Source organism: Pseudarthrobacter sp. S3 (genome assembly GCF_050156905.1).
Classification (GTDB): domain Bacteria; phylum Actinomycetota; class Actinomycetes; order Actinomycetales; family Micrococcaceae; genus Arthrobacter.
Window position 1 is genome coordinate 413,120 of sequence record NZ_CP189583.1, and the last position, 26,692, is coordinate 439,811.

At 65.2% G+C, this 26,692-nt stretch carries 26 protein-coding genes and 2 pseudogenes; 17 read left to right on the forward strand and 11 right to left on the reverse strand.

What is annotated here, in order from left to right; all coding sequences use genetic code 11:
• Positions 1 to 51 precede the first annotated feature (51 nt).
• Positions 52 to 990, forward strand: coding sequence for a PfkB family carbohydrate kinase (locus ACQCSV_RS01995; protein ID WP_354155503.1), 939 nt, complete (start codon positions 52 to 54; stop codon positions 988 to 990).
• A gap of 162 nt (positions 991 to 1,152) precedes the next feature.
• Here the strand turns inward: ACQCSV_RS01995 and ACQCSV_RS02000 are convergent, their stop codons facing one another.
• A complete protein-coding gene (locus ACQCSV_RS02000) occupies positions 1,153 to 1,569 on the reverse strand; it encodes a hypothetical protein (protein WP_354155502.1) in 417 nt (138 codons plus the stop codon).
• Positions 1,570 to 1,590: 21 nt separating this feature from the next.
• A complete protein-coding gene (locus ACQCSV_RS02005) occupies positions 1,591 to 2,157 on the reverse strand; it encodes an OsmC family protein (RefSeq protein ID WP_354155501.1) in 567 nt (188 codons plus the stop codon).
• Between the two features lie 137 nt (positions 2,158 to 2,294).
• Between ACQCSV_RS02005 and ACQCSV_RS02010 the strand changes: the two genes are divergently transcribed.
• Positions 2,295 to 2,984, forward strand: a complete 690-nt coding sequence (locus ACQCSV_RS02010; protein WP_354155500.1) for a metalloregulator ArsR/SmtB family transcription factor — start codon at positions 2,295 to 2,297, stop codon at positions 2,982 to 2,984.
• 151 nt (positions 2,985 to 3,135) lie between these two features.
• On the opposite strand, the gene ACQCSV_RS02015 is transcribed toward ACQCSV_RS02010, so the two are convergent.
• Positions 3,136 to 3,270, reverse strand: coding sequence for a hypothetical protein (locus tag ACQCSV_RS02015; protein WP_354155537.1), 135 nt, complete (start codon positions 3,268 to 3,270; stop codon positions 3,136 to 3,138).
• 126 nt (positions 3,271 to 3,396) lie between these two features.
• Between ACQCSV_RS02015 and ACQCSV_RS02020 the strand changes: the two genes are divergently transcribed.
• The 3 genes from ACQCSV_RS02020 to ACQCSV_RS02030 all read left to right on the forward strand — a co-directional run bounded on the left by ACQCSV_RS02020 (position 3,397) and on the right by ACQCSV_RS02030 (position 5,401).
• Positions 3,397 to 4,215, forward strand: a complete 819-nt coding sequence (locus ACQCSV_RS02020; protein ID WP_354155499.1) for an HAD family hydrolase — start codon at positions 3,397 to 3,399, stop codon at positions 4,213 to 4,215.
• 103 nt (positions 4,216 to 4,318) lie between these two features.
• Positions 4,319 to 4,567 (forward strand): hypothetical protein, encoded by a 249-nt coding sequence (locus tag ACQCSV_RS02025; protein ID WP_354155498.1) that lies wholly within the window; start codon positions 4,319 to 4,321, stop codon positions 4,565 to 4,567.
• Between the two features lie 27 nt (positions 4,568 to 4,594).
• Complete coding sequence (locus ACQCSV_RS02030) at positions 4,595 to 5,401, forward strand: glycerophosphodiester phosphodiesterase (protein WP_354155497.1); 807 nt, start codon at positions 4,595 to 4,597, stop codon at positions 5,399 to 5,401.
• A gap of 61 nt (positions 5,402 to 5,462) precedes the next feature.
• On the opposite strand, the gene ACQCSV_RS02035 is transcribed toward ACQCSV_RS02030, so the two are convergent.
• From ACQCSV_RS02035 to ACQCSV_RS02045, 3 genes are all read right to left on the reverse strand, one after another.
• Positions 5,463 to 6,509 (reverse strand): EAL domain-containing protein, encoded by a 1,047-nt coding sequence (locus tag ACQCSV_RS02035; RefSeq protein WP_354155496.1) that lies wholly within the window; start codon positions 6,507 to 6,509, stop codon positions 5,463 to 5,465.
• 173 nt (positions 6,510 to 6,682) lie between these two features.
• Positions 6,683 to 8,221 (reverse strand): EAL domain-containing protein, encoded by a 1,539-nt coding sequence (locus ACQCSV_RS02040; RefSeq protein WP_354155495.1) that lies wholly within the window; start codon positions 8,219 to 8,221, stop codon positions 6,683 to 6,685.
• Positions 8,222 to 8,241: 20 nt separating this feature from the next.
• A complete protein-coding gene (locus tag ACQCSV_RS02045) occupies positions 8,242 to 9,867 on the reverse strand; it encodes an ATP-binding protein (protein WP_426939077.1) in 1,626 nt (541 codons plus the stop codon).
• A gap of 132 nt (positions 9,868 to 9,999) precedes the next feature.
• On the opposite strand from ACQCSV_RS02045, the gene ACQCSV_RS02050 reads away from it, so the two are divergent.
• The 3 genes from ACQCSV_RS02050 (at position 10,000) to ACQCSV_RS02060 (ending at position 12,460) form a co-directional block, all read left to right on the forward strand.
• The gene (locus ACQCSV_RS02050) at positions 10,000 to 10,386 is read left to right on the forward strand and encodes an STAS/SEC14 domain-containing protein (protein ID WP_354155493.1); all 387 of its coding nucleotides are present in this window, start codon (positions 10,000 to 10,002) and stop codon (positions 10,384 to 10,386) included.
• Positions 10,387 to 10,438: 52 nt separating this feature from the next.
• Positions 10,439 to 11,263: a class I SAM-dependent methyltransferase gene (locus tag ACQCSV_RS02055; protein ID WP_354155492.1), complete on the forward strand. Its 825-nt coding sequence runs from the start codon at positions 10,439 to 10,441 to the stop codon at positions 11,261 to 11,263.
• A gap of 72 nt (positions 11,264 to 11,335) precedes the next feature.
• Positions 11,336 to 12,460 carry a glycerate kinase gene (locus ACQCSV_RS02060; protein WP_354155491.1) on the forward strand — a complete coding sequence of 375 codons (1,125 nt, stop codon included), beginning with the start codon at positions 11,336 to 11,338 and terminating at the stop codon, positions 12,458 to 12,460.
• An 88-nt stretch (positions 12,461 to 12,548) separates the two neighbouring features.
• Here ACQCSV_RS02060 and ACQCSV_RS02065 read toward each other — a convergent pair whose 3' ends face one another.
• On the reverse strand, positions 12,549 to 13,043 hold the full coding sequence (locus ACQCSV_RS02065) for a DUF6328 family protein (protein ID WP_354155490.1): 495 nt from the start codon (positions 13,041 to 13,043) through the stop codon (positions 12,549 to 12,551).
• A 217-nt stretch (positions 13,044 to 13,260) separates the two neighbouring features.
• On the opposite strand from ACQCSV_RS02065, the pseudogene ACQCSV_RS02070 reads away from it, so the two are divergent.
• The 3 genes and pseudogenes from ACQCSV_RS02070 to ACQCSV_RS02080 form a co-directional block, all read left to right on the forward strand.
• Positions 13,261 to 14,157 (forward strand): annotated as a pseudogene (locus ACQCSV_RS02070) (SDR family oxidoreductase); the annotation flags it as partial.
• Positions 14,158 to 14,841: 684 nt separating this feature from the next.
• Positions 14,842 to 15,660: a GAF domain-containing protein gene (locus ACQCSV_RS02075; protein ID WP_426939078.1), complete on the forward strand. Its 819-nt coding sequence runs from the start codon at positions 14,842 to 14,844 to the stop codon at positions 15,658 to 15,660.
• Positions 15,657 to 16,520, forward strand: a complete 864-nt coding sequence (locus ACQCSV_RS02080; RefSeq protein ID WP_354155488.1) for an SGNH/GDSL hydrolase family protein — start codon at positions 15,657 to 15,659, stop codon at positions 16,518 to 16,520. The genes ACQCSV_RS02075 and ACQCSV_RS02080 overlap by 4 nt, the downstream gene beginning before the upstream one ends.
• Positions 16,521 to 16,536: 16 nt before the next feature.
• Here the strand turns inward: ACQCSV_RS02080 and ACQCSV_RS02085 are convergent, their stop codons facing one another.
• On the reverse strand, positions 16,537 to 17,889 hold the full coding sequence (locus ACQCSV_RS02085) for a solute carrier family 23 protein (RefSeq protein WP_354155487.1): 1,353 nt from the start codon (positions 17,887 to 17,889) through the stop codon (positions 16,537 to 16,539).
• Between the two features lie 187 nt (positions 17,890 to 18,076).
• Between ACQCSV_RS02085 and ACQCSV_RS02090 the strand changes: the two genes are divergently transcribed.
• Entirely contained in the window at positions 18,077 to 18,682 is a 606-nt protein-coding gene (locus ACQCSV_RS02090) for a malonic semialdehyde reductase (RefSeq protein ID WP_354155486.1), read from the forward strand.
• Positions 18,683 to 18,765: 83 nt separating this feature from the next.
• Here the strand turns inward: ACQCSV_RS02090 and pgm are convergent, their stop codons facing one another.
• Entirely contained in the window at positions 18,766 to 20,424 is a 1,659-nt protein-coding gene (pgm, locus tag ACQCSV_RS02095; RefSeq protein WP_354155485.1) for a phosphoglucomutase (alpha-D-glucose-1,6-bisphosphate-dependent), read from the reverse strand.
• Between the two features lie 272 nt (positions 20,425 to 20,696).
• Between pgm and ACQCSV_RS02100 the strand changes: the two genes are divergently transcribed.
• Both ACQCSV_RS02100 and ACQCSV_RS02105 read left to right on the forward strand, forming a co-directional pair.
• Positions 20,697 to 21,497, forward strand: coding sequence for a nuclease-related domain-containing protein (locus ACQCSV_RS02100; protein ID WP_354155484.1), 801 nt, complete (start codon positions 20,697 to 20,699; stop codon positions 21,495 to 21,497).
• A 233-nt stretch (positions 21,498 to 21,730) separates the two neighbouring features.
• Positions 21,731 to 21,919, forward strand: a pseudogene (locus ACQCSV_RS02105) (DUF4190 domain-containing protein); the annotation flags it as partial.
• A gap of 406 nt (positions 21,920 to 22,325) precedes the next feature.
• Here the strand turns inward: ACQCSV_RS02105 and ACQCSV_RS02110 are convergent.
• On the reverse strand, positions 22,326 to 23,807 hold the full coding sequence (locus ACQCSV_RS02110) for an amidase (protein WP_426939079.1): 1,482 nt from the start codon (positions 23,805 to 23,807) through the stop codon (positions 22,326 to 22,328).
• A gap of 114 nt (positions 23,808 to 23,921) precedes the next feature.
• Here ACQCSV_RS02110 and ACQCSV_RS02115 point away from each other — a divergent pair, with 114 nt between their 5' ends.
• The 3 genes from ACQCSV_RS02115 (at position 23,922) to ACQCSV_RS02125 (ending at position 25,560) form a co-directional block, all read left to right on the forward strand.
• Positions 23,922 to 24,248, forward strand: coding sequence for a rhodanese-like domain-containing protein (locus tag ACQCSV_RS02115; RefSeq protein WP_426939080.1), 327 nt, complete (start codon positions 23,922 to 23,924; stop codon positions 24,246 to 24,248).
• 38 nt (positions 24,249 to 24,286) lie between these two features.
• The gene (gene pheA, locus ACQCSV_RS02120) at positions 24,287 to 25,225 is read left to right on the forward strand and encodes a prephenate dehydratase (RefSeq protein ID WP_426939509.1); all 939 of its coding nucleotides are present in this window, start codon (positions 24,287 to 24,289) and stop codon (positions 25,223 to 25,225) included.
• Between the two features lie 125 nt (positions 25,226 to 25,350).
• Positions 25,351 to 25,560, forward strand: coding sequence for a hypothetical protein (locus tag ACQCSV_RS02125; RefSeq protein ID WP_185262232.1), 210 nt, complete (start codon positions 25,351 to 25,353; stop codon positions 25,558 to 25,560).
• Between the two features lie 12 nt (positions 25,561 to 25,572).
• Here the strand turns inward: ACQCSV_RS02125 and ACQCSV_RS02130 are convergent, their stop codons facing one another.
• Complete coding sequence (locus ACQCSV_RS02130) at positions 25,573 to 26,631, reverse strand: diacylglycerol kinase family protein (protein ID WP_354155479.1); 1,059 nt, start codon at positions 26,629 to 26,631, stop codon at positions 25,573 to 25,575.
• Between the last annotated feature and the right edge of the window lie 61 nt (positions 26,632 to 26,692).

Genomic DNA, 26,692 nt, shown 5'->3' on the forward strand with positions numbered 1-26,692 from the left:
GGACGCGTAACACGCCTGTGTAGGCGGATTCATGTCTGGCAGAGTATGAGCATGCTCACAGTAATAGGCGAGGGCCTTGTTGACGTTGTCCAGCGCGCCTCCGGAATCGAAGCCCACGTGGGCGGCAGCCCCCTTAACGTCGCGGTGGGCCTGGCCCGCCTTGACCATCCCGTGCAGTTCATCGGCCGCTACGGCCGCGACGCCTACGGGGAGTCGGTGGCGGCGCACCTGCGCTCCAGCTCCGTTATGCTGCCGCTTGGCCCCGATGAGCTGCCTACCAGCGTGGCCACCGCCGTAATTGACGACGACGGCGCCGCCACCTACACGTTCGACCTCGCCTGGGAGCTTCCCGGCCTGGCGGACCGCCTCGCCTATATGCTGCAGGGAACCACGCTGCTGCACACCGGCTCCATCGCTACGATGCTGGCGCCGGGCGCCGCGGCTGTGCTGGCCGCCGTCGAGCACGCCCACCCCGCCGCCACGATCAGTTTCGATCCCAACTGCCGGCCCAGCATCATCACCGACGTGGATTATGCGCGGCAACAGGCGGAGAAATTTGTCACCCTTTCGGACGTGGTCAAGGCCTCGGACGAGGACCTGGAGTGGCTGTACCCGGGTGTGGACGTGCTGGAATCGGCGCGCCGCTGGCTGTCGTTGGGCGGTTCCGAGGGGCCTGCCCTGGTAGTGGTCACGCGCGGCGCGGCCGGTCCGTGGGGAATTACGGCTGCCGGTGAAGCGGCGATTGACGCGCCTCGTGTGGAAGTGGCCGACACGGTGGGCGCTGGTGATTCCTTTATGGCCGCGCTGCTTTCGGGGATCGTGGATCGGGGCCTGGACGGCGCGCAGAACCGAAAGGACCTGCGCGAGCTTCCGGCCGAGGGCCTGGCTGAGCTCCTGGCCCACGCTGCCCGCGCGGCGGCCGTCACGGTTTCCCGCCCGGGGGCCAACCCGCCCTCGCGTGCCGAGCTGAACTCGGTTCCGGGGGAGTGAGGAAGAAATGCAGAAGAAACTGCAGCGCTGGCCCGGAGCTCCATAGGATTTGGCCACGCGGAGGCAACGGCACGCAATCCGATGAGACATCTGCCCTCACCGCAACCGGAGCGCTTGGGGATCCTTATGCGTGGCGCAATTCCGAAGGCGACGTGCCGCAGGTCAGCCGGCATACGCCAGGATCGAGAGGCTCCTGACGCCGTACTTCGTAGTCGCCGCACGGGCGCTGTCGGAGAGGAACTCATAAGGATTCGTCCGGAGCGTTTCCAGCGCGAACCCGCTGCCGGCGATCAATTCCTGGTAGGTGTCTTCCTGCGTGGCGCCACCGATGCAGGCGGCCCAGAGATCAATGTTGCAGTCGAAGCTGGCATCGTCGAAGGGGAGTTCTTCGATGTACCCGTGCGCGAAGGCGACCTGGGGAAAGCCGCCCTTTCCGCAGGCCGTCGGCCTTCTCCAGTTGCTCCGCAAGACCGCGTCCATCTTGAAGTGGTACTTGCCAACGGGGTTTTGGGCCACCGCCCTGTAGACCTGCTTGACCTTGTCCTCAAGCTCGCTTCGGTCAACTGCAACTGTTCCCATGTCCATGGCTCTACCCGTGCTTCATACGATTTCGAGGGTGGTTTCAACCGGAACCGGGTTGGCCAGGCAGTCGCGGACCGGTGACGTGTCCTGGACATACCGGCACAGGGACTGAAGCTGCTCCGGGGTGGCATTCGGGCTGGAGACCCGTGCCTGCGCACGGATGGCGGTGAATCCGGGCCGAGGTCCTTCGAGGCCGAGGAAGGGCCGGGCGTCCAGATCGCCTTCGACGTGGAACTCCAGTGAACTGATTTCTATGCCCTGGGCGGCCGCATTGGCCGCGTATCCGACGGCGTAGCAGAAGCCCAGGGCCTGCAGCAGCAGTTCGACGGCGTTGGGTCCGGCGTTGTTTCCGAGGAGCACGGGAGGTTCGTCACCCTCGATCGTGAAGTCTCCGGTCCGGGTGGTGTCGGGTTCCCCCGCATGGGTGAATCCCAGGATCTTTCCCGAGTTGTGGGTGCCGCCGCGCCAGGTGCTGGTGGCTCTGAACGTAAAGCTGCCCTGGGTGGGATCTGCCTGGATCGCATCGATGGTCCCCAGTAGCTGGTCGACGTCAATGCCATTGCGGATGGTCGCTGTCGATTCCATCGCAATTCGCCTCTTTTCCGGGTTGTCCCGGGTCCGTGGCGCGGCCCCGGGGGTATTCAAGTGAATACTTGAATACCACACCCGGTGGGTATATCTTGTCAAGTACCTACTTGAATATGATTTGCGGAGGATCGGGCATGAGTGACAGGCCGGCAAAGGACAAGCTGTTTGATGCATTTGCTTCCGTGGCCAAGGTCCTTGGCAGTGGTCGGCGCGCCGAGATAGTGGATGTCCTGGCCCAGGGTGAGCGCCCTGTGGACGAAATTGCCGAGGAAATCGGGCAGAGCATCGCCAATGCTTCGCAGCATCTTCAGCAGCTCCTGCGGGCGGGCCTGGTGCGCACCCGTCGCGAAGGAACGCGGATCTATTACCGACTCAGCGGCACCGCGGTCACGCGACTCTGGGCGGCCGTGCGGGAGGTTGCAGCCGAGCATGTCGCAGAACTCGACGAACTCGCCGAGGCCTACCTGGGGGACAGGGCGGCCTTGGACTCCCTGACCCGGGCTGAGCTGACCAACCGAATGGCCGCGGGAGATGTAGTAGTTCTCGATGTGCGGCCTGAGCGCGAATTCCGCTCCGGCCACATCCGGGGCGCGGTTTCGGTTCCTGTCGGAGAGCTGGCGGGGAGGATGAAGGACCTGCCGCACGGCCGCATCATCGTGGCGTACTGCCGCGGACGGTACTGCGTGTTCGCCGACGAGGCGGTGCGGACGCTGCGGGAACAGGGTATGCCTGCCGCCAGGCTCGAGGAGGGCTATCCCGAGTGGGCTGAGGCCGGGCTGCCCGTCGAGGATGGCGCGCCGCGCAAGTCCGGCGCGCCGGGATAGCCGCCGCCTTCGAGCGCGTCGCTGCGGTCGCGCACGGTGTAGCCTGGTCGCCGAGTAGCTGGGTTCTGGCCTCATCCATTGCTCCGTAACCGCCGTTGTGAGGGGTCAAAAGGGCGAGGGGGCCGGTGAGGAGCAATCGATGAAGTCCTGGCTACTCCTTGCGTGCAGCGTTGATGACGCTGGCCTTCTCGCCGGCAGCCGCGCCGTTCAGCCACTCGACAGATTTAACGTGGCCGCGCAGCAGTGGCCTCACGGTGTCCGGGTGTTCGCGCGGACGTTCACGCAACGACGCGCAGGCTCAACAGAACGTAGCGCGGCGTCAAAGAACGTCGTGGGCCGACTCCAACGGCCCAGTCGTCCGGGACGAAGCGGCACGGACCGGGAAACCCCAAGCCCCACGTAGACTGGCAGGATGCGGCTGGTAGCAAGTGATATTGACGGAACGATTCTTGGGCACGATGGAAAGATCAGCGACCGCACCGTCCGGGCCTTCCATGCCTGCCGGGAGGCCGGCATCGAGCTTGTTTTTGTCACCGGCCGCCCGCCGCGCTGGCTCCACCCGCTGGAGGAACAGCTAGGCCACACCGGCACGGTCATCTGTTCCAACGGCGCCGTGGTGTGGGACCTCGAAGCGGACCGGCTGGTGTCCGCTCGGACGCTGGGCATGGACGCGGTGCTGGAACTGCGGCGGATCATCAAGGAACTGCGCCCCGCCGCGTTCTTCGCCGCGGAAACCCTGACCGGATTCCATCTGGAGCCCGGTTTCATCGAGAACGGTTCGAGCGAGCTGCTGGCCGAATTTACCCCCGCCCCGCTGGCCGAAACGCTCACCCCGGACGACGCCGTCGTGAAGTTCCTGGCAATTGTCAGGGATGGCACCGCGGACGACTTCCTGGCAGCCGTGCGGCCCGCCGTCACCCATCTCGCGTCCGCCACGCACTCCGCACCGACGGTGGCGTTGCTTGAACTGTCTCTTCCCGGCGTCAACAAAGCCGTCACCCTGGCCGAATACGCCAAGGCGCTGTCCATTGACGCCGCCGACGTCGTGGCGTTCGGGGACATGCCCAACGACGTCGAGATGTTGCGTTGGGCGGGCCACGGGTACGCCATGGCCAGCGGCCATCCGGACGCCATCAGCGCGGCCGGGCAGCAGGCACCGCACTTTGACGACGATGGCGTGGCCCAGATCCTCGAAGCCAGGCTCGCGGCGCTGGGGGTAAAGCTCTCCTGACCCCGGCTTCCGGGCCAGGAATTCACAGCTGCCGCTCACCTTCCGTTCACATTTGCCACCTACCGTGGGTTACGGACAATCATCCGCAGCTGAAGGGGCAGTCATGGCAAGGAACGGTAACCAACGCGCGGTCGACGAGCCGTTGCGCCCGGCAGAGCCGGCTGCGCACTGGAAGGCACTGAAAGAGGGTGACCGCGTGCGCGTCCGCCTCACCCCAGGATACGAAACCGGCGGGTTCGTGGATGCCATCACGTGGGACCACACCGCTGTGTGGGTGGACCTCGACGACGGCCACGGCCGTACGCTGCTGCACTGCAGCGACAGCGTGGAGATTGTGCCGCAGGACGCATAGCCCGGCGGCTCCGGTACGCTCGAAAACGTGACTGAGCCGTTTTTTGATGCTTCTGACGGTGCTGGCCGTCCCCCGCGTCCCATTGCCCTGGCCCACCGCGGATTCTCCCGGGCAGGGCTGGAGAACTCGATGGCCGCGTTCCGGGCCGCCGCCGAACTTGGCTATGAGTACCTTGAGACGGATGTGCACACCACCTCCGACGGCGTGCTGCTGCTCTTCCACGACGACACCCTGGACCGGGTCACAGACGGCCGTGGCCGGATTTCGGAGCTGACCGCCGCTGAGGTTTCCACCGCGCGGATCGGCGGGCGCGAGCCCGTGCCGCTGTTTGACGACCTGCTGACAGCTTTCCCGGCTGCCCGGCTGAACCTGGACGTCAAAGACTGGAAGTCGGTGCAAAGCCTGGCTGCCGGCATCGAACGGCACGGTGCGCATGACCGGGTCCTGGTGGCCAGTTTCTCAGACCGCAGACGCCGGGCGGTGCTGAAAATGCTGAGCCGTCCGGTGGCCTCCTCGGCAGGGATGGTGACAAATGCGCTGTTTGTCCTGCTGGGCCCGGTGCTTCCGGCGGCCTGGCTGCGCCTGGCGCTGCGGGGGCCGTTGCGCGATGTCCAGGCCCTGCAGGTTCCGGTCCGCTACGGGGCGGTCCGCGTGGTGACGCCTGCCTATGTGCGGCGGGCGCACGCCCTGGGCCTGGTGGTCCACGTGTGGACCATCAACCACCCGGCTGAGATGCACCGGCTGCTTGACCTGGGCGTGGACGGGATCGTGACGGACCGCGCGGATCTCCTGAAGCAGGTCTTGCGGGAACGTGGCCAGTGGCCCGGCGGCTGACCCGGTTCCAGGGAGCCTGCGCCGAGGCCACTGCGCAGGACTGCGGTGCATTTCCGCGCAGTTAGGAGCCGCCGGGACCCTGGATGGCGTGATTGGCAGCGAGGTGGCGGAGCCCATCGGGGTCTAAAGGCGTATTCCACGCCGCCCAGTCCTTAGGCCGCACGGAGGGCCGGCCCAGCAGGTAGCCCTGGCCGGCACTGAAACCCAACTCCGTAAGGACCCTCAGTTCCTCGGCGGTTTCAACACCTTCGGCCACCAGGACACTGCCTATCTGCTCCGCGAAGTCCACCAGGCACGCGGCCAGGGCGTGCTGGGAGGTGTCCGTGTCCACGCCGCTGATCACATTCCGGCCCAGCTTGATGAAATCAGGCCGCAGATGGAGCATTCGGCTCAGGGCGCCCGCGGTTGGGTGCGAATCATCGATTGCAATGCGCAGCCCCCGTTCACGGAGCGGCGTAATTGCGGAAATGAAATGCGAGTATTCTTCGTCCGGAATTTCGTCCGTCAATTCGAGCACAATACGGTCTATTGGCAGCTCGATGTGTTCAAACAATTCGGGGAGCCGGGGATCCAGGCACGACACGGGGGAGATGTTCAGGGACACGTAGAGGTTCGCGGGCAGTTTCGCGGCAGCTAAGGCTGCGGACGCGAGGGCAGAGAATTCCAGGTTGGCGCCCAAGCCAACGGCGGCCGCCTCGGCAAACCAGATTTCCGCGCCTGCGCCGTCGTCGCTGACAAAGCGTGACAACGCCTCTACACCCACTACGACCTTGGATTCGAGGCCGTAGATCGGTTGGAATGCGGTCATCAGCATCTGGTTTTCCAGCAGCGAGCTGATTCGCGACAGGCTGCGGAAGGAATCCAGCCGCTCGGCCAGCTGCGGCGGCATGGCGCTGAGAGGCTGCGGGAAACGGGCAGTGTCCGGAGCGCTGGCTTCTGCGCTGTCCTGTTGTTGGCGCTCCAGAAGATACTCCAGCAGGGCCCGTTCCGGCGCGCCTGGGTTTTCTCCCAGGCGGTCGCTAAGGCGCTGACGTATTGCCGCCCCGGCAGGATCAGAATCCCCGAGGACCCCAGCAATAACTCCCCAAGCTTGTATCCGAACCGTCATTAGCAACGCCCCCAGTTGACGAAGTAATGGCTCCTTGGTCTCTTTATTTTCAAATTTCCAGATACCTTCGGAATGCGCTACTTCTGATTAATACCGATCTTCCTGACCGCGAAGAATCGGATGCCGCCACTTGATCGTATATCGGGATGATCGAAAGCGCAGCCCAAAATCGATTAACCCCTATTACTCCCGGATGAAGTTTCTGCCAACAGCGCAGGAAGCTCTTCGGGCGGGACGGGTTTGCTGAAGAAATAGCCCTGTGCGCTGAGGCACCCGAGGTTCCTGAGGTGCTCGGCCTGATCCGCTGTTTCCACGCCCTCCCACACGGCTTCGAGCCCGCAGGCGCGCACCAGTTGAAGGACTGCGGCCACCAATGCAGGCTGGCTGGGGTCCGTGCCCAGTCCCTCAATCAGGGACCGGTCCACTTTGACCCGGTCCACTGGGAGCCTGCGCAGGTAACTGATGGAGGAATACCCGGTACCGAAGTCGTCGATTTCGATTCCGACGCCCAGTCCGCGCAGCCCGCCCAGGGAGTACCGGTCCAGTTCGTTGCCCCTGACGATGGCCGCTTCCGTCAGCTCCAGGACAACCTGCTCGGGGCGGACGCCCGTCTGCTTGAGCACGGCGCGGACGTCCTCGATGAACTGCAGGCTCTGCAGATCAGTTGCGGAGATGTTGATCCGGACGGAAAACCTGCTGTCCACCAGTCCGGCATCAATCCAGCGGCGTAGCTGGCCGACAGCTGTGCTGAGCACCCACAGGCCCAGCTCGGAGATCAGTCCCGCATCTTCTGCCAGCGGGATGAACTCGTCGGGCATGATGCGGCCGCGGGTTGGGTGGTCCCATCGGATCAAGGCCTCCACGCCTTCGATGCGCCCGGTGCCCAGTTCAATCACGGGCTGGTAGTGCAGCACCAGGCCCTGGCCCTTGATGGCGGTCCGGAGGTCCTCCAGCAACTGGCTGCGGAGCTTGCGGATGAGCAGAAGCCCGGGTTCGAAGACGTGGAGCCGGTTCTGCCCCTCGGCTTTGGAGGCGTACATGGCCACATCGGCCTCCATCAGCAGGTCCTCGGCCTGCCGCCCGGACGCCCCGACGCTGAGTCCAACGCTCGCCCCGCAGCGGACGGTCCGGTCAGGAAGGTCAATGGGTTCCCTAATGGCTGCCAGGATGCGCTGGCCTACGACGGCGGCCTGGTCGGCGCCCGTGGCCGGCATAACGATGGCGAACTCGTCCCCGCCCAGCCGGGCCACAACGTCGTTGGTCCGGACGGCGCGGCGGATGCGTTGTCCCACGGTGACCAGTACCTGATCCCCGGCAGAGTGGCCGAGGGTGTCGTTGATGGATTTGAAGGCGTCAAGGTCAAGGAGGAGGATAGCTGGCTGGCTGAGGGCATCGCCGTCGTGGTCCTGCGCGGACTTCAGTGCAGCCAGAAGCGCCGAGCGGTTGGCAAGGCCGGTGAGGGGATCCTGCATGGCCATCTTCTGCATCTTGCGGTGGGCGTCGTGCAGCAGTTGCGTGCGGACCTCAACACGCTGCTCAAGCTCTTCGTAAATGATCTGGAGGTCCTCGGCCAGGAGGTTGGTGCCCATGATGATGGCGTCGAGCTCGTCCCGGGCCGGTGAAACTTCTATCCGCGACTGGAGGTCGCCGGAGGCGAGCCGGACGATGCCATCGAGCAGCTGGGAGAGCCTGGGGTCATCGTCAGCGAACATCTGTTGCCTCCTTCCCGCGTTCAGATTTCCTGGGGCCCGTGGGCTCCTAGGGGGAGGCTTACGGTGACAGTGGTGCCAACACCCAGCTCCGAGGTTACGCCAATGCGGCCGCCGTGACGCTGGACGATGTCCTGGGTGATGGCGAGCCCCAGTCCGGTACCTGGAACCGCCCCGGACATCGCGTTCGAGGCGCGGTAAAAACGCGTGAAGACGTGGGCTATCTCGTCACTGGATATCCCAATCCCGGTGTCCGAGACGCTGACCGTCGCCCAGCGTGCGCCGGCTGCATCTTCCCGCGTCAGACTGACCACGTCGATCTGTCCTCCGCCGGGGGTGAACTTGATGGCGTTGGAGACCAGATTCGTAAAAACCTGCTGCAGCTGCACTTCGTCTGCCAGGAATTCGAGCTCGTCCGAGGCCATCGACGTGGCAATGGCGACATTCTGCACTGTTGCGAGCGGCCTCAGCGCAGCGGTGACGATCTCAAGTGTCCGCGCCAGCCGGACGGGGCTCAGATGCAGCGGACTTTGCTCGTGCCCGTTGCGGGAGACGCTGAGCATGTCCTCGATCAGCAACCGGAGCCGTTCGGTGTTTCTTACAACGATGTCCAACATTTGGTGGACCTCGCTGGACACGGGGTCGGACGTGTTCTCCTGGATCATGTCCAGGTAGGCCATGATCGATGTCAGCGGCGTGCGGAGCTCATGGTTAACGGTGGCCAGGAAGTCGGTCTTGGCTTTGTCCAGCTGCTGGAGTTGCTTGACCACCTGCTGCTGGCTGGTGATCAGGTGGCTTTGGATCAGGCCGTGGACGGTATTGCCAGCAACGTGCTGGATCAGTGCCAGCTCAGCCCGCGACCATTCCCTGGGGGAGTCCAGCAGGGCGATCCAGATAATCCCCAGCGACGAGCTGCCGTCCCCCATCGGGACGGCAACGGACGCGGCGGCGCGCAGTTGCGCGAGCTCGGCTGGCAGCCGGACATCGCCGGCACCGTACGGTGCAAACGCCCCGTCCGCAGTGAGGACCTCGGCCCGCGCCCACAGTACGTCAGCGGTCTTGCGCACCGGGCCTTCGTCCGTGCACAATCCTTCAGGCAGCGGGCCCAGACCGGGCCGGTGCCACTGGGCGGTAATCGGCGGCACCTTGTCGTCGTCGAACGTGGTCAGCCAGACCCGGTCCGCGCCGAAAGTCTCACCGAACCCCCGGACCACAACATCGGCGATCTGTTGCGGATGGTTGGTTCCGCGGACCAATGCGGACACCTCCCGCAGCCTTTCGCGTAACGTCTCCGCTTCCTGCCGGGCTTCATTCCGGCGGGAGACCAGGTTAATTAGGGCAGTGGCGCGGTGGACGAGTTCCTTGGGAGCAGGCGGTTTGGCGATGCTGTCCCGCACGCCGGCATGCTCCACCGCCTTGACTTCGGCCGGGCTGTCGAGATCAACGAGAACCAGCACAGGGGCGGTCGCGTCGACGTCGGAGAGTGAACTGTCCAGGACCAGGACGGAGGCCTCGCGCTGTTCCAGAAGGGTCGAAAGGCCGGTGGCGTTGTCCACAACGCTCACCGTGAAGCCCGCCGCCTCCAGTGCCGCCGTGGTGGATTCCCGGCGCCCGGCGTCGGGATCCGCAACGACAGCCAGGTACGGCACGGTTGCGAAATGTGGTGTGTCCGCTGGCAACCTGTCCCCCTTTGCTCCTGAGTGAGCACCCGTTTGCTCCTGACTGAGTACATTGTAGGGTGACGGAGCACACCTGCTCCTATAAAATGCGCGGAGGGTATCGTGACGAGTCAGCCTGCAGAAGCAGCAAAGGCGGACCTGACGCTGGATGAACAGGGTGTTATCCAGCTCAAGTGGCCGCGGGGTGTGTCCATCGCGGAATCGGACGCCGTGGCCGCCATGCAGAACGTGAACGACCTGTGCGGGGCCGGCCGCCATCCCATGCTGGTGGACATGGCCACCACGGCCCAGGTGAGCCGGGGAGCCCGTGCCGTTTTTGGCCGCCCCTGCCAGGCCTCCCGGATTGCGCTGCTCGGGGCGTCGCCGGTTGATAAAGTGCTGGCCAACTTCATTCTGGGCATCAACAAACTGCCCTGCCCCACCCGGTTCTTTACGTCCCGCGACGACGCCATGGCCTGGTTGTTGAAGGAACCCGCGGCCACAAGCTGAACGGAACAGCCCGAGAACGGCTGCGGCGCGTTCGGGGTCCTATATTTGTCCTATGTCATCCCGCGCGAAACAGGTACTCACCGCCTTGCGGCAGTACCTGATCCTGCCCAAGCTGATGAGGCTGTCCATCTCTGCTCCGAAAGACAGAACCGTGGCCTGGGACAGGTATTGGGCCGGGATCACGAGGACGGGCGCCCGGAGTGACGTGCTGTGGGATTCCGGCACTGACCACGAGCTGCTGGGCTACGGGGACGTCCTGCGGCGGCACTTCGATCCAGGCCTTCCCGTGGTGGATGTGGGGTGCGGGCATGGCGCATTCAGCCGCGCCCTGACGGCGTATTCACCGAAGGTCCTGGGCGTTGACGTGTCTGCGCACGCGGTGGCCCGTGCCCATGACGAATCGGCCGGAGTTGACGGTGTCAGCTACCTGGCCCGTGACATGACCGAGCCTGGAGCCGGCGCGAGTCTGGTGGAATCCACGGATGCCAACGCCTTTGTCCGTGGCGTGCTTCACGTCCTGGCGCCGGCCGATCAGGCCGCGCTGATGGAAAATCTGCGGCAGCTCGTAGGTGCCCGCGGCACCGTTTTCCTGGCGGAGACGAATTTCCAGGGCAACCCAGTGGAGTACGTCGCGCACCTGGGGGCGTCACTCCGCAGCATCCCGGCCCCGCTGGAGCTGGCTATCCGGAAACTGCCCATGCCGGGTCGCTTTGGACCGGAGGAGCTGGCCCGCGTGATGCCGAAGGGCCGGTGGACGCTGGTGGAAGACGGTGCCGCAACCATCGAAACCAACCCGCTGATGGATGCGGCGGGGAACAGCAGAATACCGGGCTACTTTGCGGTGCTCAAGCCCAAAAATTCCGACGCTGGCCGGTAGGGTTCGTCCTAAGCTGTCCGCATACCGGATTAGGCAAGCGCTTTCCCGGAAGCGGCTGGCATGATGGACGGCATGCGCATTCTCATCGCTCCGGACAAGTTCAAGGGCTCGCTCACCGCCGCGGAGGCCGCCGCCGCCATCGCCGAAGGTGCGCTGCGCGTATACCCGGACGCCGTCGCCAACCAGTTTCCGATCGCCGACGGCGGCGAGGGCACCCTGGAGGCTGCCGTTTCGGCCGGCTACGAGGAGCGGCTCAACGCCGTTGTGGGCCCCATTCTTGCCCCCGTCGGCGCTGCCTGGGCCATCCGGAAGAACGCTGGCGGCGGGGCGACCGCCGTCATCGAAACAGCCCAGGCCTCGGGCCTGGCTGAGATGGAACCCACCCCGGCCAACGCCCTGCGGGCGCACAGCTACGGCTGCGGGCAGCTGATCGCGGCGGCGCTCGACGCCGGGGCTACCGAGGTTGTGTTGGGGCTGGGCGGATCAGCCATGACCGACGGCGGCAGCGGCGCCCTGCGTGCGCTGGGCCTCAAGCCGCTGGACGCCGCCGGCAACGTTGTTCCGTTGGGCGGCGGATCACTGGCCGACGTTGCAGCCCTCGATACCTCCGGGCTGGACCCGCGACTCTCCGCAACCTCCTTCAGGATCGCCGTGGACGTCCAGAATCCGCTGTATGGCGCCACCGGCGCGGCTCACGTCTTCGGCGCCCAGAAGGGTGCCGACGGCGAGGCAGTTGAACAGCTCGACGCCGGTCTCCGCAACTGGGCGTCCGTACTCCGGGGGGCCACTGGCCGGGACGTTAACATCCCGGGAGCCGGGGCGGCAGGCGGCTTCCCGGCGTCGTTCCTCGCCTTCACGAACGCCCGGCTGGAAGGAGGGTTCGCGCTTGTCGCAGGGCTCACTGGGCTCGCAGGTCAACTGGACAACGCAGACCTGGTGATCACGGGGGAGGGTTCCCTGGACTCGCAGTCGCTGACAGGCAAAGCTCCCATCGCCCTCGCGGACGCAGCCCGGGACCGAGGGATTCCGGTGATCGTGGTGGCGGGGCGGATCCTGGTCACACCCGAGGACCTGGCCGGGCACGGCGTGGTCGCCGCAGCGCAACTGCTCGATGTTGCGGCCAGCCAGGAAGACGCCGTGGCCCACGCCGCAAAATACTTGGCCTGGGCCACAAGCCAGGTCCTTGAAGGCGCCTGAAGCCACAGCCCGTGTTCCGGTAATTACCCATTTGCGCCTGTGCACTCCGTCGACAGGATCCCCGGCGATTTGCTGGCTTGGCGGCCTGCTACCGTCCCGCTGCGCGTCTGTTGAGCCGCAGCGGGACGTAGATCAGCAGCACCAGGAGGACGGACAGCAAGATTCCGCCAGCAGTCAGGCCGGCGGTGCGGCCGCCGGTTACGTCAAAGACCAGTGTGGCTGTCCCGACGCTGAGCATCCCCACGCCGGCCAGGGCGATCTTGGTGATGGTGTCGGCGCTGGAGACCAGGGTTTCCTTGAGCCGTTGGCGGAAGAGCCTGCGGTGGACGCTGACCGGAAGCAGGATAAAGGCAGTGGTCAGCGTCGCGACCACCACGTTGACGAGATAAAGGCCCACCTGGAAAGCATCCAGGGTCTCGAACCGGTTCTGGAAGGGCAGGGTCAGGAGGAAGCCGGCCAGGATCTGGACCCCGGTTTGCAGCACCCTGAGTTCCTGCAGCAGCTCAGCCCAGTTGCGGTCCAGCTGTTCCTCACGGGTTTCATTCCGCCCGGAGCTTCCGGTGAAGTCCTCAACACCAGACATGCTATTCCTCGCTCCCGGGGCATATCCGCGTATTCCTCGCTCCCGGGGCATATCCGCGTGATCCAAAGCTAGGCCCGAGTTGCGCCAAAATCAACATTTGATAAGTTTACTTATTTATTTGCTCCGGATGGTGGACTTGCGCCTCCGTGCGGGATAGTTTCGAAGGGCCGGCGCAGGCAGGAGCCCTTCGAAAATCGATCCAATGAAGAGGTGGACTATGAGCGAAGCGCAGAAACGGACAGACCCGCCCACCGACCCCCGGGACGGTTTTCATTCCGGGCCCTTCCCGAAGCAGGAACAGAAGAAGCCGGGCCTGACTGCACTCATGGATCCGAAGCCAGACCACGGCGAACTTAGCTACGAGGGGCGCGGTGCGCTGCGGGGTAAGGCGGCGCTCATCACCGGCGGCGACTCAGGAATCGGCAAGGCAGCGGCCATCGCGTTTGCCCGCGAGGGGGCCGACGTCGCAATTTCCTACCTTCCGGAAGAAGAGGAAGATGCTCAGGACACGGCCGACTGGATCCGCAAAGCGGGCCAGCGCGCGCTGCTGTTGGCCGGGGACGGCCGGGAAGAGGCCTTCAGCACCCGGATCGTCGCTGATGTCGTGGCGGAATTCGGCGGTCTGGATGTGGTGGTGCTCAACGCTGCCTACCAGAAGAACCGCGAAAGTTTCGAGTCCCTGCCGACCGAGGAATTCGACCGCGTGCTCAAGACCAATCTGTATTCCCTGATCTGGACGGCCCGGGCCGCGGTTCCGCACCTGAAAGCCGGCTCCTCAATCATCACTACGGCTTCGATCCAGGCTTTCAATCCGTCGCCGGGGCTGATCGACTACGCCATGACCAAGGCAGCGCAGGTTGCCTTCACCAAGGCGTTGGCCCAGGAACTTGGACCAAAGGGGATCCGCGTCAACGCGGTGGCCCCCGGACCCATCTGGACCCCGCTGATCCCGGCCACGGAGTGGCCGGACAAGCTGCCCACCTTCGGGCAGGATACGCCGTTGCAGCGGGCGGGTCAGCCGGCAGAGCTCGCCGCGGCCTATGTGCTGCTCGCGTCCGATCAGGGGTCCTACATCTCCGGAGCAGTGCTGCCGGTGACCGGCGGCAAGGGCCTGCAACGAAGTTTGCACGTCAGATTCACATCTACTACAGGAGGAACCATGAGTCAGGACAACCAGCGCACGGAACCCGCCGAGGAAGTGGGCGGCTACGGCACGCCGACTGCGGAACAGGAGATGGGCGGGACGGACAGCAAGCAGTATGCTCAGCCCCGCGACGAAGAGGATTTTGATGCCGCCGGGCTCAATCAAAACAGCCCTGACGGCGAGACGTTCGACACCGGCACACCCAATCTCAGCCACTTCGATGAGGAAGACAAAGACAGCGCCGGCGAGCCGGGTGCCGGCCGATTCGGCGGCACTGATGACCAGCACCACGCCGAAAGCGACACCAATGATCCCGGTTTTGAGCCGGGAGAACCGCTCATCCCGCGCGACGCCGACGTTCCCTCCGCCGATGCCGAGATCAACGAGGCCAACGCCGACGCGCAGGGCTCTGAACCCTTCTCGTCGGAATCGGGACAGGAGGCTGCCGGCCTGCCGGACGGCAGCGGAGCTGACCTGCCCAAGGACAAGTCACCGAAGGATGACGACGAGGAGAGTTTCGATGCCGGATAGGCGGTGTTCTCCGCCGGGACTGCGGTTTTTGTGTGGGTGGATCTTGCCCACGGAGCGGTCGCCGGACGTATCCTAGAAACAGGTTTTGCAGTGGGCCACGCGTTTCGAGCCTAGGCGTGGAACATGGCCGCGGAGACACAAGGGGAACCGGGCCGGGAATCACTTCCGGACCCCCAGGAGATGGTGTTCGAGAGCACGGATGTCGAAGACTTCCTTGTGGCGGTTACCCGCGAGTTCATGCGCGACATCGACGGCGATTCCCGTGGTATCAGCTGGGCCGTCACCTTCTTCCGCCCCGGATCGGCCCGGACTGCAGCCGCGGGGAGCGCCGCCGCGCGCGCCGCGGACGAAGAGCAGTGCTCGTTTGCGGACGGACCAGTGCTGGAAGCTGTTCGCGCGGGTGATTTTGTGCATCTGGCCGACGTCGGCCGCGACCGGCGCTGGCCGGGCTATGCCAGTGCTGCCGCGGACCACGGCGTCAGGTCGCTGCTGTCCACTCCGGTTGTTGCCGCTGCCGAATGGAGTGCAGCAGTGAGCCTCTACGCGTCCACTCCCCACGCCTTCACCAGCGAGGACATCATCAGGACGCGCAGGTATGCGCGTCAAGTGGCCCGGTCGCTGTTGATGGTGGTGTGTGTGGCGGAGCGGGCCGCAGCCGGCGCACAGCTGGCGGTGGCCCAAAGCTCCATGGTGCTTATGGACCTGGCCGTGAGCACGCTTGAATCCGATTACGGGCTCGGCCATGATGCGGCACTGCAGTACCTCCGGACCGTCGCGCGGCACACCCGCCACGGGCTTCGCGAGACAGCCCTGAATATTGTGGCTGCCTCGCGTTCCGACCACGCAGGGCGCGGCCGTGAAAATGCCTCCTTCCGGGGACTCGCCGCCCTTGAAGCACCCGCGCTCCGCCAGGGTCACTACAAAACAGGGAGTACGGCATGAACGTCTGGAAGCAGGACATTGCAGCCGCGAGGGCCGCTTCGGATCCGGCGCCCCACCCGTGGCACCGGCTGGTTGCGTTGGGTGACTCCTTCACTGAGGGCATCGGTGACCCCGAGCCGCGCAGCGAGGGTGGCTTGCGCGGCTGGGCAGACCGAGTGGCCGAGGAACTCAGCGCGAACCAGCCCGATTTCGCCTATGCCAACCTGGCCGTACGGGGCCTGCTGGTACAGCAGATTTTAGACCAGCAACTCGCTCCGGCGCTTGCGCTGAAGCCCGATCTGGTCACGCTCTCCGCCGGCGGCAACGATATCGTTTTCCGTCGCAGCGACCCTGACCGGCTCGCAGAAACGATCGACAACGGCGTGGGCCAGCTGGCCCGGTCCGGCGCCACCGTGGTCCTTTTTGCCGGGCCGGACTGGGGCGCGACGCCAGTCTTCAGCCAGATCCGCGGCAAAGTGGCCATCTTCAACGAGAACCTCCACGCGGTGGCCGCCCGCCACGACGCGGTCATGGTTGACCTGTGGTTCCTGCGTGAATTGTCGAGCGCGGGCATGTGGGACCCGGACCGGCTGCACTTCTCACCGCTGGGGCACCACACCATCGCCGCGGCCGTGCTGAAGGCCCTGGGTGTCTCGCACACACTGGAGCCGTTCGAGCCTAAGCCGCCGCTGCCCCACAGCTGGAAGGAAGCCCGGACCGAGGACCTCATCTGGGCGCGCGAATATCTGGTTCCGTGGGTGATCCGGCAGTTGAGGCACCCGCCGGAAGCGGAGCTGACCGCCAAGCGTCCCGAGCCGCGCCCGGTTTTCGGCGTCGGAACCCGGCCCGGACCGTTTATCAGCGGCGGTCACGCAGCCTGACGCAGCTGTGGCCGGGTCAGCGCTTCTTCGGCGCCCGTTTCGCTGCTGCGTTGACGGCTGCCTTGACGGCGGGAGGCAGGCCCGCCTGCTCCGTTTCCGGTTCAGCCACAGAGCCGCGGGCCTTCGCGATGGCTTTCATGCCGTGGTAGATCACCAGGGCCGCGGCTGAGCCGAGGGCGATGCCCGTGAACGTCAGTTCCCCGATGGTCCAGGTGTAATCCGCGATGCCGATGATCAGCGCGACGGCGGCGGTGGTCAGGTTCACGGGATTGGAGAAGTTCACCTTGTTCTGCACCCAGATCTTGACGCCCAGGATGCCGATCATGCCATAAAGCATGGTGGCGGCGCCGCCCAGAACGCCCGGCGGGACCGTAGCAATCAGTTCGCCGAATTTCGGCGAGAAGCTCAGGACAATAGCGAAGACGCCGGCAACCCAGTAGGCCGCCGTCGAATACACCTTGGTGGCCGCCATAACGCCGATGTTCTCCGCGTACGTGGTGGTGCCGGAACCGCCGCCGAAGCCGGCAAGGACCGTGGCAGCGCCGTCCGCCATCAGCGCGCGGCCGGAGACGCCGTCGAGGTTCTGGCCTGTCATGGCCGCGACGGACTTCACGTGCCCGATGTTCTCGGCTACCAGGACCAGCACGACGGGGACAAAGAGGCCAATCACGCCCACATGGAACTCGGGGGTCTGGAAGTGAGGGAGCCCGATCCAGGCGGCGGCCTCCATTTTTTCGTAGCTCACTTCGCCGCGCAACATGGCCACGAGGTAGCCCACCACCACGCCCACCAGGATGCTGAGCCGGCCGACGATTCCACGGAAAAGTACGCTGACCAGGATGATGGTGACGAGTGTGATGGCGGCGGTGAAGGGGGCGGCGTCGAAGTTCATTTTTGCGGCGGGGGCCAGGTTCAGGCCGATCAGCGCCACGATGGCGCCGGTGACGATGGGTGGCATCAGCCGGTTGATCCAGCCGGCGCCGAACTTCTGCACGATCGCACCGATGAGGGCCAGTGCGACGCCGGCGAGCACCACTCCGCCCAGCGCGCCGGGCACACCGAACTGCTGTTGAGACGCCATGATGGGCGCGATGAACGCGAAGCTGGAGCCGAGATAGCTGGGAACGCGTCCCTTGGTGATCACCAGGAACAGCAGCGTGCCAATGCCGGAGAAGAAGAGGGTGGTGGCTGGCGGCATGCCGGTGATGATGGGAACCAGGAACGTGGCTCCAAACATGGCCACGACATGCTGCATGCCCACGCCGATGGTCAGGGGCCAGGCCAGCCGCTCATCCGGAGCAACCACGTGGCCGGGCTTAATTGATTTGCCGGTGCCGTGAAGCTTCCATTTCATTCCGAGCATGCTCATGGTCGGGGCCTTTCAAAGGGGGTTGCCGCTGGGCTGGGATCTTCCGGTGCAACAATACCGCGCGGCCCAGCTGTGGTGAACGTCACGTGCGGATTGGGAAGAGGACGGGCGTGCTTGAAGTTACAACTATGGAAAGCAGACCGCCGGCTCATCATTTGAGATGAGCGGGCCCAGCGAAAGGTACGCCATGACTATTGCCCACGAAGAAGCGGTTATCGATCCGGCCGCCGTCGACGCCATTTTTGCCGAGGCCCGCACGGCCAACTCCTTCACCGGCGAGGTGACCGAGGACCAGGCCCGCGCCATTTACGAACTTACCAAGTTCGGCCCTACGGCTTTCAACTCCCAGCCCCTCCGCGTGACCTACGTCCGCTCTGACGAGGCGCGTGCCACCCTGGTTGACACCCTGGCCAACGGCAACAAGGCCAAGACCGCCTCCGCGCCGCTGGTTGCCGTCCTTAGCTACGACACCGCCTGGGCCGAGCAGTGGGACAACTTCCTGCCCGAGTACAACGCTCCGAAGGCCATGTACGACGCCGCCCCGGACCTGGCCGCGTCCACCGGCAACAACAACGCCCACCTGCAGGCCGGCTACTTCATCCTGGCCGTCCGGTCCCTCGGGCTCGCGGCCGGCCCGATGACCGGAGCCGACTTCAGCGCCCTCGACGCCGCCTTCTTCCCCGCTGGTGACCAGAAGAGCTTCCTGGTGGTCAACATCGGCCAGGCCGGCGAAAACGCGTGGGGCGCAGCGAAGCCCAAGTTCAGCTACGAGGACGTTGTCCGCACCGTCTAACCAAACCCAAGATGCTCTATCACTTTTGGTCCCCATCCGGGTTGGATGGGGACCAAAAGTGATAGAGCATCTGCTTTTTAAGGTTACGCGATGACGCCGTCCACCAGCGCTTTGGCTTCCGCCTGGACCTGCTTGAGGTGCTCCTCGCCCTTGAAGGACTCGGCGTAGATCTTGTAGACGTCCTCGGTCCCGGACGGGCGCGCCGCGAACCAGGCGTTCTCCGTGACCACCTTGAGCCCTCCGATGGACGCGCCGTTGCCAGGCGCCTCGGTCAGCTTGGCGGTGATGGTTTCGCCGGCCAGTTCCGTTGCGGTGACGTCCGACGGCGAGAGCTTGCCGAGTGCCGTCTTCTGCTCCCGCGTGGCTGCTGCATCAATGCGCGCGTAGACGGGGGCGCCGAACTGGTCGGTCAGCCCCGTATACAGCTGGGACGGCGACTTGCCGGAGACTGCGGTGATCTCCGAGGCCAGCAGCGCCAGCAGGATGCCGTCCTTGTCGGTGGTCCAGACGCTGCCGTCCAACTTATTAAAGGAAGCGCCTGCCGATTCCTCGCCGCCGAACGCGCCTTCGCCGGACAGTAGTCCCGGCACAAACCATTTGAAGCCCACGGGGACCTCAACCAGTTTGCGGCCCAGGCTTTCCGCCACACGGTCGATGATGGACGACGAGACCAGGGTCTTGCCCACCACCGAGTTGGGGTTCCAGCCGCTGCGGTTGCGGTAGAGGTAGTCGATGGCGACGGCGAGATAGTGGTTCGGGTTCATCAGGCCGCCGTCGGGCGTGACAATGCCGTGCCGGTCGGCATCGGCGTCGTTGCCGGTGGCGACGTCGAACGCCGCTGAACTGCCGCCGTCGGACATCCTGTTGATCAGGGAAGCCATGGCGAACGGTGAGGAGCAGTCCATCCGGATCTTCTCGTCCCAGTCCAGGGTCATAAAAGCCCACTGGGGATCTACGGTGGGGTTCACCACGGTCAGGTCGAGGTGGTGGCGCTCGCCGATCTCGCCCCAGTAATCCACGGCGGCACCGCCCATGGGGTCCGCGCCGATGCGGACGCCGGCCTCGCGGACGGCGTCCAGGTTCAACACGGACGGGAGGTCGTCAACGTAACTGCTGAGAAAATCGAACTTTCCGGTGCTGTCCGCGGCAAGGGCGTCGGAGACGGGGATGCGCTTCACGCCCCGCAGGTCGTTTTCGAGGAGTTCGTTGGCGCGGTTGGCGATCCAGCCTGTGGCGTCCGAATCGGCCGGGCCGCCGTGCGGAGGGTTGTATTTGAAGCCGCCGTCTCCGGGCGGGTTGTGGCTGGGCGTGACCACAATGCCGTCCGCTTCCGGAGTGCCGGGCTGGCGGTTGTTGTTGTAGGTGAGGATCGCGTGGCTCAGTGCGGGTGTAGGGGTGTAGCCGTGCCGTGCGTCGATCAGCACGTGCACGCCGTTGGCCGCGAGGACCTCGAGGGCGGAGTTCTGCGCCGGTTCGCTGAGGGCGTGGGTGTCCTTCGCCAGGAAAAGCGGGCCGGTGATGCCCTGCCCGGCGCGGTATTCCACGATTGCCTGCGTGATCGCGACGATGTGTTTTTCGTTAAACGACGCCTTGAGGCTGGAGCCGCGATGCCCGGAAGTACCGAACGCCACGCGCTGGCCGGGGTCACCCAGATCCGGCGTGATGTCGTAATACGCGTCGAGGAGCGCAGTGATGTCAACAAGGTCCTGGGGTTGGGCAACTGTGCCCGCGCGGCTAGCCATGGCACCAGCATGCCAGACCTGGGCTGGAGTCAAGACGCCGGGTCCACAATCCGGGCCCCTATGACGCGGAAAAGTCCCCTCCAGACTGTTGGCAGCAAGTAGTTAAAGCAAGTACCGGCCCCAAAAGTACCTATATACCGGCTCCCTGCGGCGCTGCTACTTTCGGAAAACTCAGGAAAGAATGCCCGACGGCGGGGAGCGCCGCCGTCGGGCACTGCAGTTAGCGTCGGGCACTGCAGTGAGTCGGCACGCGGGAACCAGGGGGCAAGGTCATGGGGGCAGGAGACGGCGCGGCCGAGCAGTCCAGGCTGGCTGCGGAACGTGTTCAACGGCTGAAACGCCAGCTCGATCAGGCCGAGCGTGCCACGAAGTCGTGGGATGCCGGTGCAGTGGGCGAGCGTCTGGTGGCGGACAGGCTGAGCCGGCTCATTCCGCACGGCTGGTACCTGCTGAACGATGTCCACTGGCCCGGGCGGCCCAAAGCCAACCTGGACCATGTTCTTGTGGGGCCCGGCGGTGTGGTGGTGATCGATGCCAAGAACTGGACCGGCGAGGTCCGGGTCTCCGCCGGTGTCCTGTGGCAGGGCCGCTTTGCCAGGACGCAGTCCGTGGACGGCGCATTAGCACAGTGCGCCGCCGTCGCGTCCGTGCTGGCGCCGCCCCACCGGCGGTTCGTCCGCCCGTTGATCTGCCTCGCCGGGCAGCCGGACCTCTTCGGCATCACCAATTCCGACGTCGCCGTGGCAGGCGCCGACCGCGTTGTTGCAGCTGTCCTGGCGCTGCCCCCGGTGCTCGACCAAAAGACAGTGGTGGGCCTCTATGCGCACCTTGGCGAGCAGCTCACGCAGGAATCTGCTGCTCAAACTCCTGCGGTGAACTCGCTGACCGTGAAGTCACCAACCGCGAAGCCGCTGACCTCGAAACTGGCGTCAGGACAGGCGGGCGGCGTCGGATCCGGACGTGCCAGGAAGCCGAGGGCACACCAACACGCCGCAGGTGGGTTGACCCGGGTGATGTTCCTGGCTGCCTTTGTGGTTTTTGCTGTCTACGTGCTGCCCTATTGGGGGCGGTAGGACGGGATGGCGGCGCCGGTAGGCCTGTATTGCAGGCGGCGGTAGGCTGGGAATCGAAGACTTCGAATGGGGAAAAACATGACTGGCCAGCCAATTCCGCGCCCTGACTCGGAAGGGTCCGCCGCCCAGGGACCAGTCGATTCGCCGGCAGGCTACGAGCCGCCGCAGTTTGTGCCGCCGCAGGGCCCCAGCATTCCGGCGCCGCCTTTGTATGACCAGAATCAGTTCTTCTTGGCTGGTTCATGATTCCGCAGATCGCTGCAATCATCACCGGCCATCTGGCCCTCCGCCGCGAACCGTCGGGCAAGGGCATGGCCATCACCGGGCTTGTCCTGGGCTACCTTTGCCTGCTCGGCTACGGAGCGTTCTGGCTGCTCCTCATCATCGGGCTGATGTCATACGGCACCACCTACGGGTACTGACTCCCGGTCGAAACCGGGGTCGGAGAGCGGGGCAGGCTGGCTCCGCCCGCCGCAGACTCCCAAGCAGCGGAAAGGCCCCCGACAGGGGGCCTTTCTTCAGTCGGGGCTGAATTACAAATTCAGACTCTCTCGCGCCGGCGTTCAGCGGCCGGTTTCTGGGCTTCGTGGGTCCTTCCCCGACGCGGGAAGGCCCAGAAGGTGAAATCCTGGGCCGTGTAATGCGGCTCCGGACGGTCCGGCGGTGTTTCCTGGCGTTCTTCGGGTTTCCGGTCGGCTTGCTTCTTGGCACGCCAACCGAAATCTTCCATCGATGAATAGCACATCACAGACCTCCTCATAGTGACTGCCCCTTAATCGTCCTCCGGATCGGCCCCGGAGTCGACCCCCGGAGCGGTTCAAACTGTCATCAGAAGCCGAGCTGGGCCGCCACCTGGAGCAGGACCAGTTCCGAGCCCGCCGGCCCCACGAGCTGGATTCCCATGGGCAGGCCGTGCGCTGGCCGCCCACCGGTCCAGTACACGGGAATCGTGATGGCCGGCAGGCCGCAGACGTTCACCATGGAGGACCACGGCGCGAATTCGCACTGCCTGCGGTAGTCGCCGTCGGCGTCCCCGGGCCAGTCCGCGGCCGGCCACGGTTCGTCGCCGTGCGTGGCGCCGGTAAACCAGCCCACTGGGCGGGGCGTCTGAGCCAGGGCCGGCATCAACATCAGGTCCCAGCCGCCGTACTGCATGATGGTGTCGCGTTCGAATTGCCGGAGGAAAGCCAACGCTTCATTGAGCTTTAGTGCGCTGCGCTGCTGGGCCCGGCGTCTGAACGTGCGGGTCAGCGGGGCCAGGAGCGCTTCGCGGTGCGGACTGATCCGGGCGGTTCCGACGGCGGCGGTCCACGCAGTGGTGAAGGCGTCGGGGTAGCGGTTGTCGTAGCGGATGGCGGCTTCGCTGACGGCGTGCCCGGCGTGCTCCAGCATTTCCAGGCCCGCCTGCAGCGCGGCTAAGGTCTCGGGTTCCGGGGTCAACGGGAAGGTGGTGGACCAGGGGCTGTCCAGGGTCAGGCCGATGCGCAGAGGACGCGGTTCGTGTCCCACAGCGTCGAGATAAATGTTGTCAGGGGACGGCACCAGAGCATCCATCAGCAGGGCCGCGTCGGCCGCGTTGCGGGCCAGGGGCCCCGCTACCACCAGCCGGGCGGGATCGCTTGAACTTTCGCCGGACGGCACCACGCCACGGCCGGGTTTGAGGCCCACCAGGCCGCAGGCGGCGGCCGGGATACGGACGGAACCGCCGCCGTCGGTCCCCGGCGCGAACGGAAGCAGGCCCGCGGCCACCGCGGCAGCGCTGCCTCCCGAGGAGCCACCGGAACTCCGGCTCGGGGCATGCGGGTTGCGCGACGGCGGTGCGATGCGGTTTTCGCTGTACGCCGTCAGCCCAAACTCCGGAACCTGCGTCTTGCCCAATGAGACAACGCCAGCGGCCTTGAGGACTGCGGCCAAGGTGCCGTCGGCGAGGGCCGGTTTGTGGTCAAGTGCAGCGCTGCCGTGGGTGGTCACCACGCCGGCGACGTCGGTCAGGTCCTTGAAAGCCACCGGCATGCCATGCAGGAGCGGTAGGCCGTCCGTCCTGGCCCCGGAGGCCTCTGCCGAGCCGGTTCCGAAGTCTTTCCGGAACCGGGTGAACCGGGCATCGGCGGCGTCCGCATCGGCCATGGCCTCTTCTGCAGTGACCGTGACAAAGGCACCCAGCAGCGGATTCTGATCGGCAATGCGGGCCAGGAAATGTGCGGCGACGTCCCGAGCTGAGAGCTCTCCTGTGCGGAGCGCATCCCGCAGTTGGACGGCGGTCAGTTCGTGGATGTCAGCGGTGGAACCGGTTGTCTGCTCAGCGGGCAAAGCCCCTCCTCAGGGTCATTTAGAAGCGTAGCCTGCGTCAGCTTTCGGCAGGCACGGCAGGGCGGCTGACGCTAGGCTGGAGGGAGACCCGTGATTCTCTGAAAAAGGACTCCCATGAGCGATTTCGATTCTGTGCCCGTCATCGACGTCCCGGCAGACGCCGTGATTCTGGACGTCCGCGAAGACTACGAATGGGTAGCCGGACATGCCGCGGACGCTCTGCATGTCCCCCTGGATCAGCTTCCGGCACGGCTTGGCGAGTTGGACCCGGACCAGGATATCTACGTTATCTGCCGCACGGGCGGACGGTCCTTCCGTGCGGCGCAGTGGCTCACCGGCCAGGGCTATACAGCCATCAACGTGGCTGGCGGAATGGACCAGTGGCTCGAGTCCGGCAAGCCGCTTGTGTCCGATAACGGCCTCAAGCCCCTCGTTCTGTAGTCCAACCCGTATCTGTGTCCATCACCCAAGAGGAATCCATGCCCGCGATGCCCGTTACGTACGCTTTCCTTGGGCCTGAGGGCACGTTCACTGAAGCGGCACTGATGCAGGTACCGGACGCCGCCAACGCCACGCGTAATCCGGCCTCCACCGTCAATGCGGCGCTGGACATGGTCCGCGACGGCTCTGCGGACGCAGCGATGGTGCCTATTGAGAATTCGGTCGAGGGCGGCGTCACCGCCACCCTGGACGCTATCGCCGGCGGACAGGAACTCCGGATCATCCGCGAAGTCCTGGTGCCCATCAGCTTTGTCCTAGTAGCCCGTCCCGGCGTGGAGGTGGAGGATATCCGCCGGATCTCCACCCATGGCCATGCCTGGGCGCAGTGCCGTCTGTGGGTGGATGCGAATATTCCGGGTGCGGAATATATTGCTGGCTCCTCCACCGCTGCGGCCGCAATGGGGCTACTGGGCGACGAAGCCCACTACGATGCCGCGATCTGTGCGCCCATCGTTGCACAGGAGCAGCCGGGGCTGACCGTCCTGGCAGAGAGCATCGGCGACAACCCGGGGGCCGTAACGCGGTTCATCCTGGTGAGCAGGCCGGGCGTACTGCCCGAACGGACCGGTGCGGATAAGACCACAGTGGTAGTCCCGCTGCCGGAAGACCGTCCGGGTGCCCTGATGGAAATCCTGGACCAGTTCGCCACGAGGGGCGTGAACCTCAGCCGGATCGAATCCCGGCCGACAGGTCAGTACCTTGGCCACTACTTTTTCAGCATCGACGCAGACGGGCACATCGCGGATGCCCGTGTGGCCGACGCCTTGGCTGGGCTTCACCGCATCAGCCCGGCCACCCGCTTCCTGGGCTCCTACGGGCGGGCAGACGCCCAAAGCCCCAGCGTCTCGCAACACACCTCGGACGAGGCATTCCGGTCCGCACATGAATGGGTCGGGAAGATTCTGCAGGGGGAATGAACGCGGCTGGACGACGACCAGGGCTTCGCCCACAGCGTAGGTCAAGGTACTTCCGCGGGATAGTTACTGTGCGTATGCTTGCCTGATCCACCTGGGGGATGGACCCCTAACGAAGGGAGCAGGTCATGAATACCAGCAGCACAGACAATGACGGCCAGGGCATGATCGTTAATCCCAAGCCCGCTGTCGACAATCAGGACTGGGACGGCGACGATGCGGACCGCGCTGACCGCCTGCGCTTCGAAGAGGAACAGGCCATGATCCGTGAGCAGTCCGAGGCGCGTGCCGCGAAGGCCGCCGCCGAGGCTGAGGCGGTCAAGAAGGCAACTGCCTGAGGCCAGGCCTGCTTAGCCCTGCTGGCCTTTCACCCTGATCAGGAGAGACCGCGGCTCCACCCGGACGGTGAGCTTCGTGGCCAAACCGGATGTGTCGCCGTCGATTTGTGTGGGCATAGGCTCCGGGCACTTGATGACGATACGGCCGGCCCGGTACATCGTCATGATGGGCAGGTTGCCCTTGTGTTTGAAGAGGATTTTCGCATACATGGCGAGCCAGCCGATGGCGCTGCGGGGGCTCATGACCACCACGTCCAGCATGCCATCGTCGATCATGGCTTCCGGGATGAAATCGATCCCGCCCGGGACCAGCCCACAGTTGGCAAACAGGACGCTGCGGATATTCCGGACCTGCTCCGGCTTGCCATCCAGCGCCACTGATACCTTCCTTCGCCGCCCGGGCAGGTGGCGCATTCCGGCTTCGGTGTAAGCGAGCCAACCCACGGCTTTCTTCAGGCCGTCGTTGGTGTCCGCGAGAATTTCGGCGTCCATGCCGATCCCGCCCATCACCAGGAACGCGTGCTCGGAAGAGTGCCCCGTGCGGGAATTTTCGATGCCCATCCGCGCGGTATCAATGTAGCGCTGGTGGCCAAAAAGCGCTGTCTGCACGTTGGCGTGGAGGTCGTTGACATTCAGATCCACGTTTCGAGCCAGGAGGTTTCCCGTCCCCAGGGGAATCAGGCCCATGGCCACATCCGTATGTGCGAGAGACTCAGCCACCACGCGCACAGTACCGTCGCCACCGCCCACCAGAACGACGTCGGCCTTGTAATCCAGCGCCGCCCGGGCCTGGGAGTACCCGGGGTCCTCGGCCGTCGTCTCGATGAAAAGAGGATCGTCCCAGCCGGCGGCCAGGCAGGCGCGCTGGATGGCTTCCTTCGCCTCCGGGGCACGTGCCTTGACGGGATTAAGGATGACCACGACGCGTTGCTGGGTGAGGCCGGTTTCGTGTGCTTCTTCGTGGACTGCGCTGCGGATGTGCAGGGCTTTGAGCCTGCGGACGCCCCACCAGCTGGAGACGGCGAAGGCCAGCGCCGCCGCGCTCAGGACGTAAAGAAGCCAGTCGTTCATGGTGCTTCAACAGTAGCCCGGCCGCGGCGCCGCGATTCCCGCCGTCCGGCCAGAAGGTGTT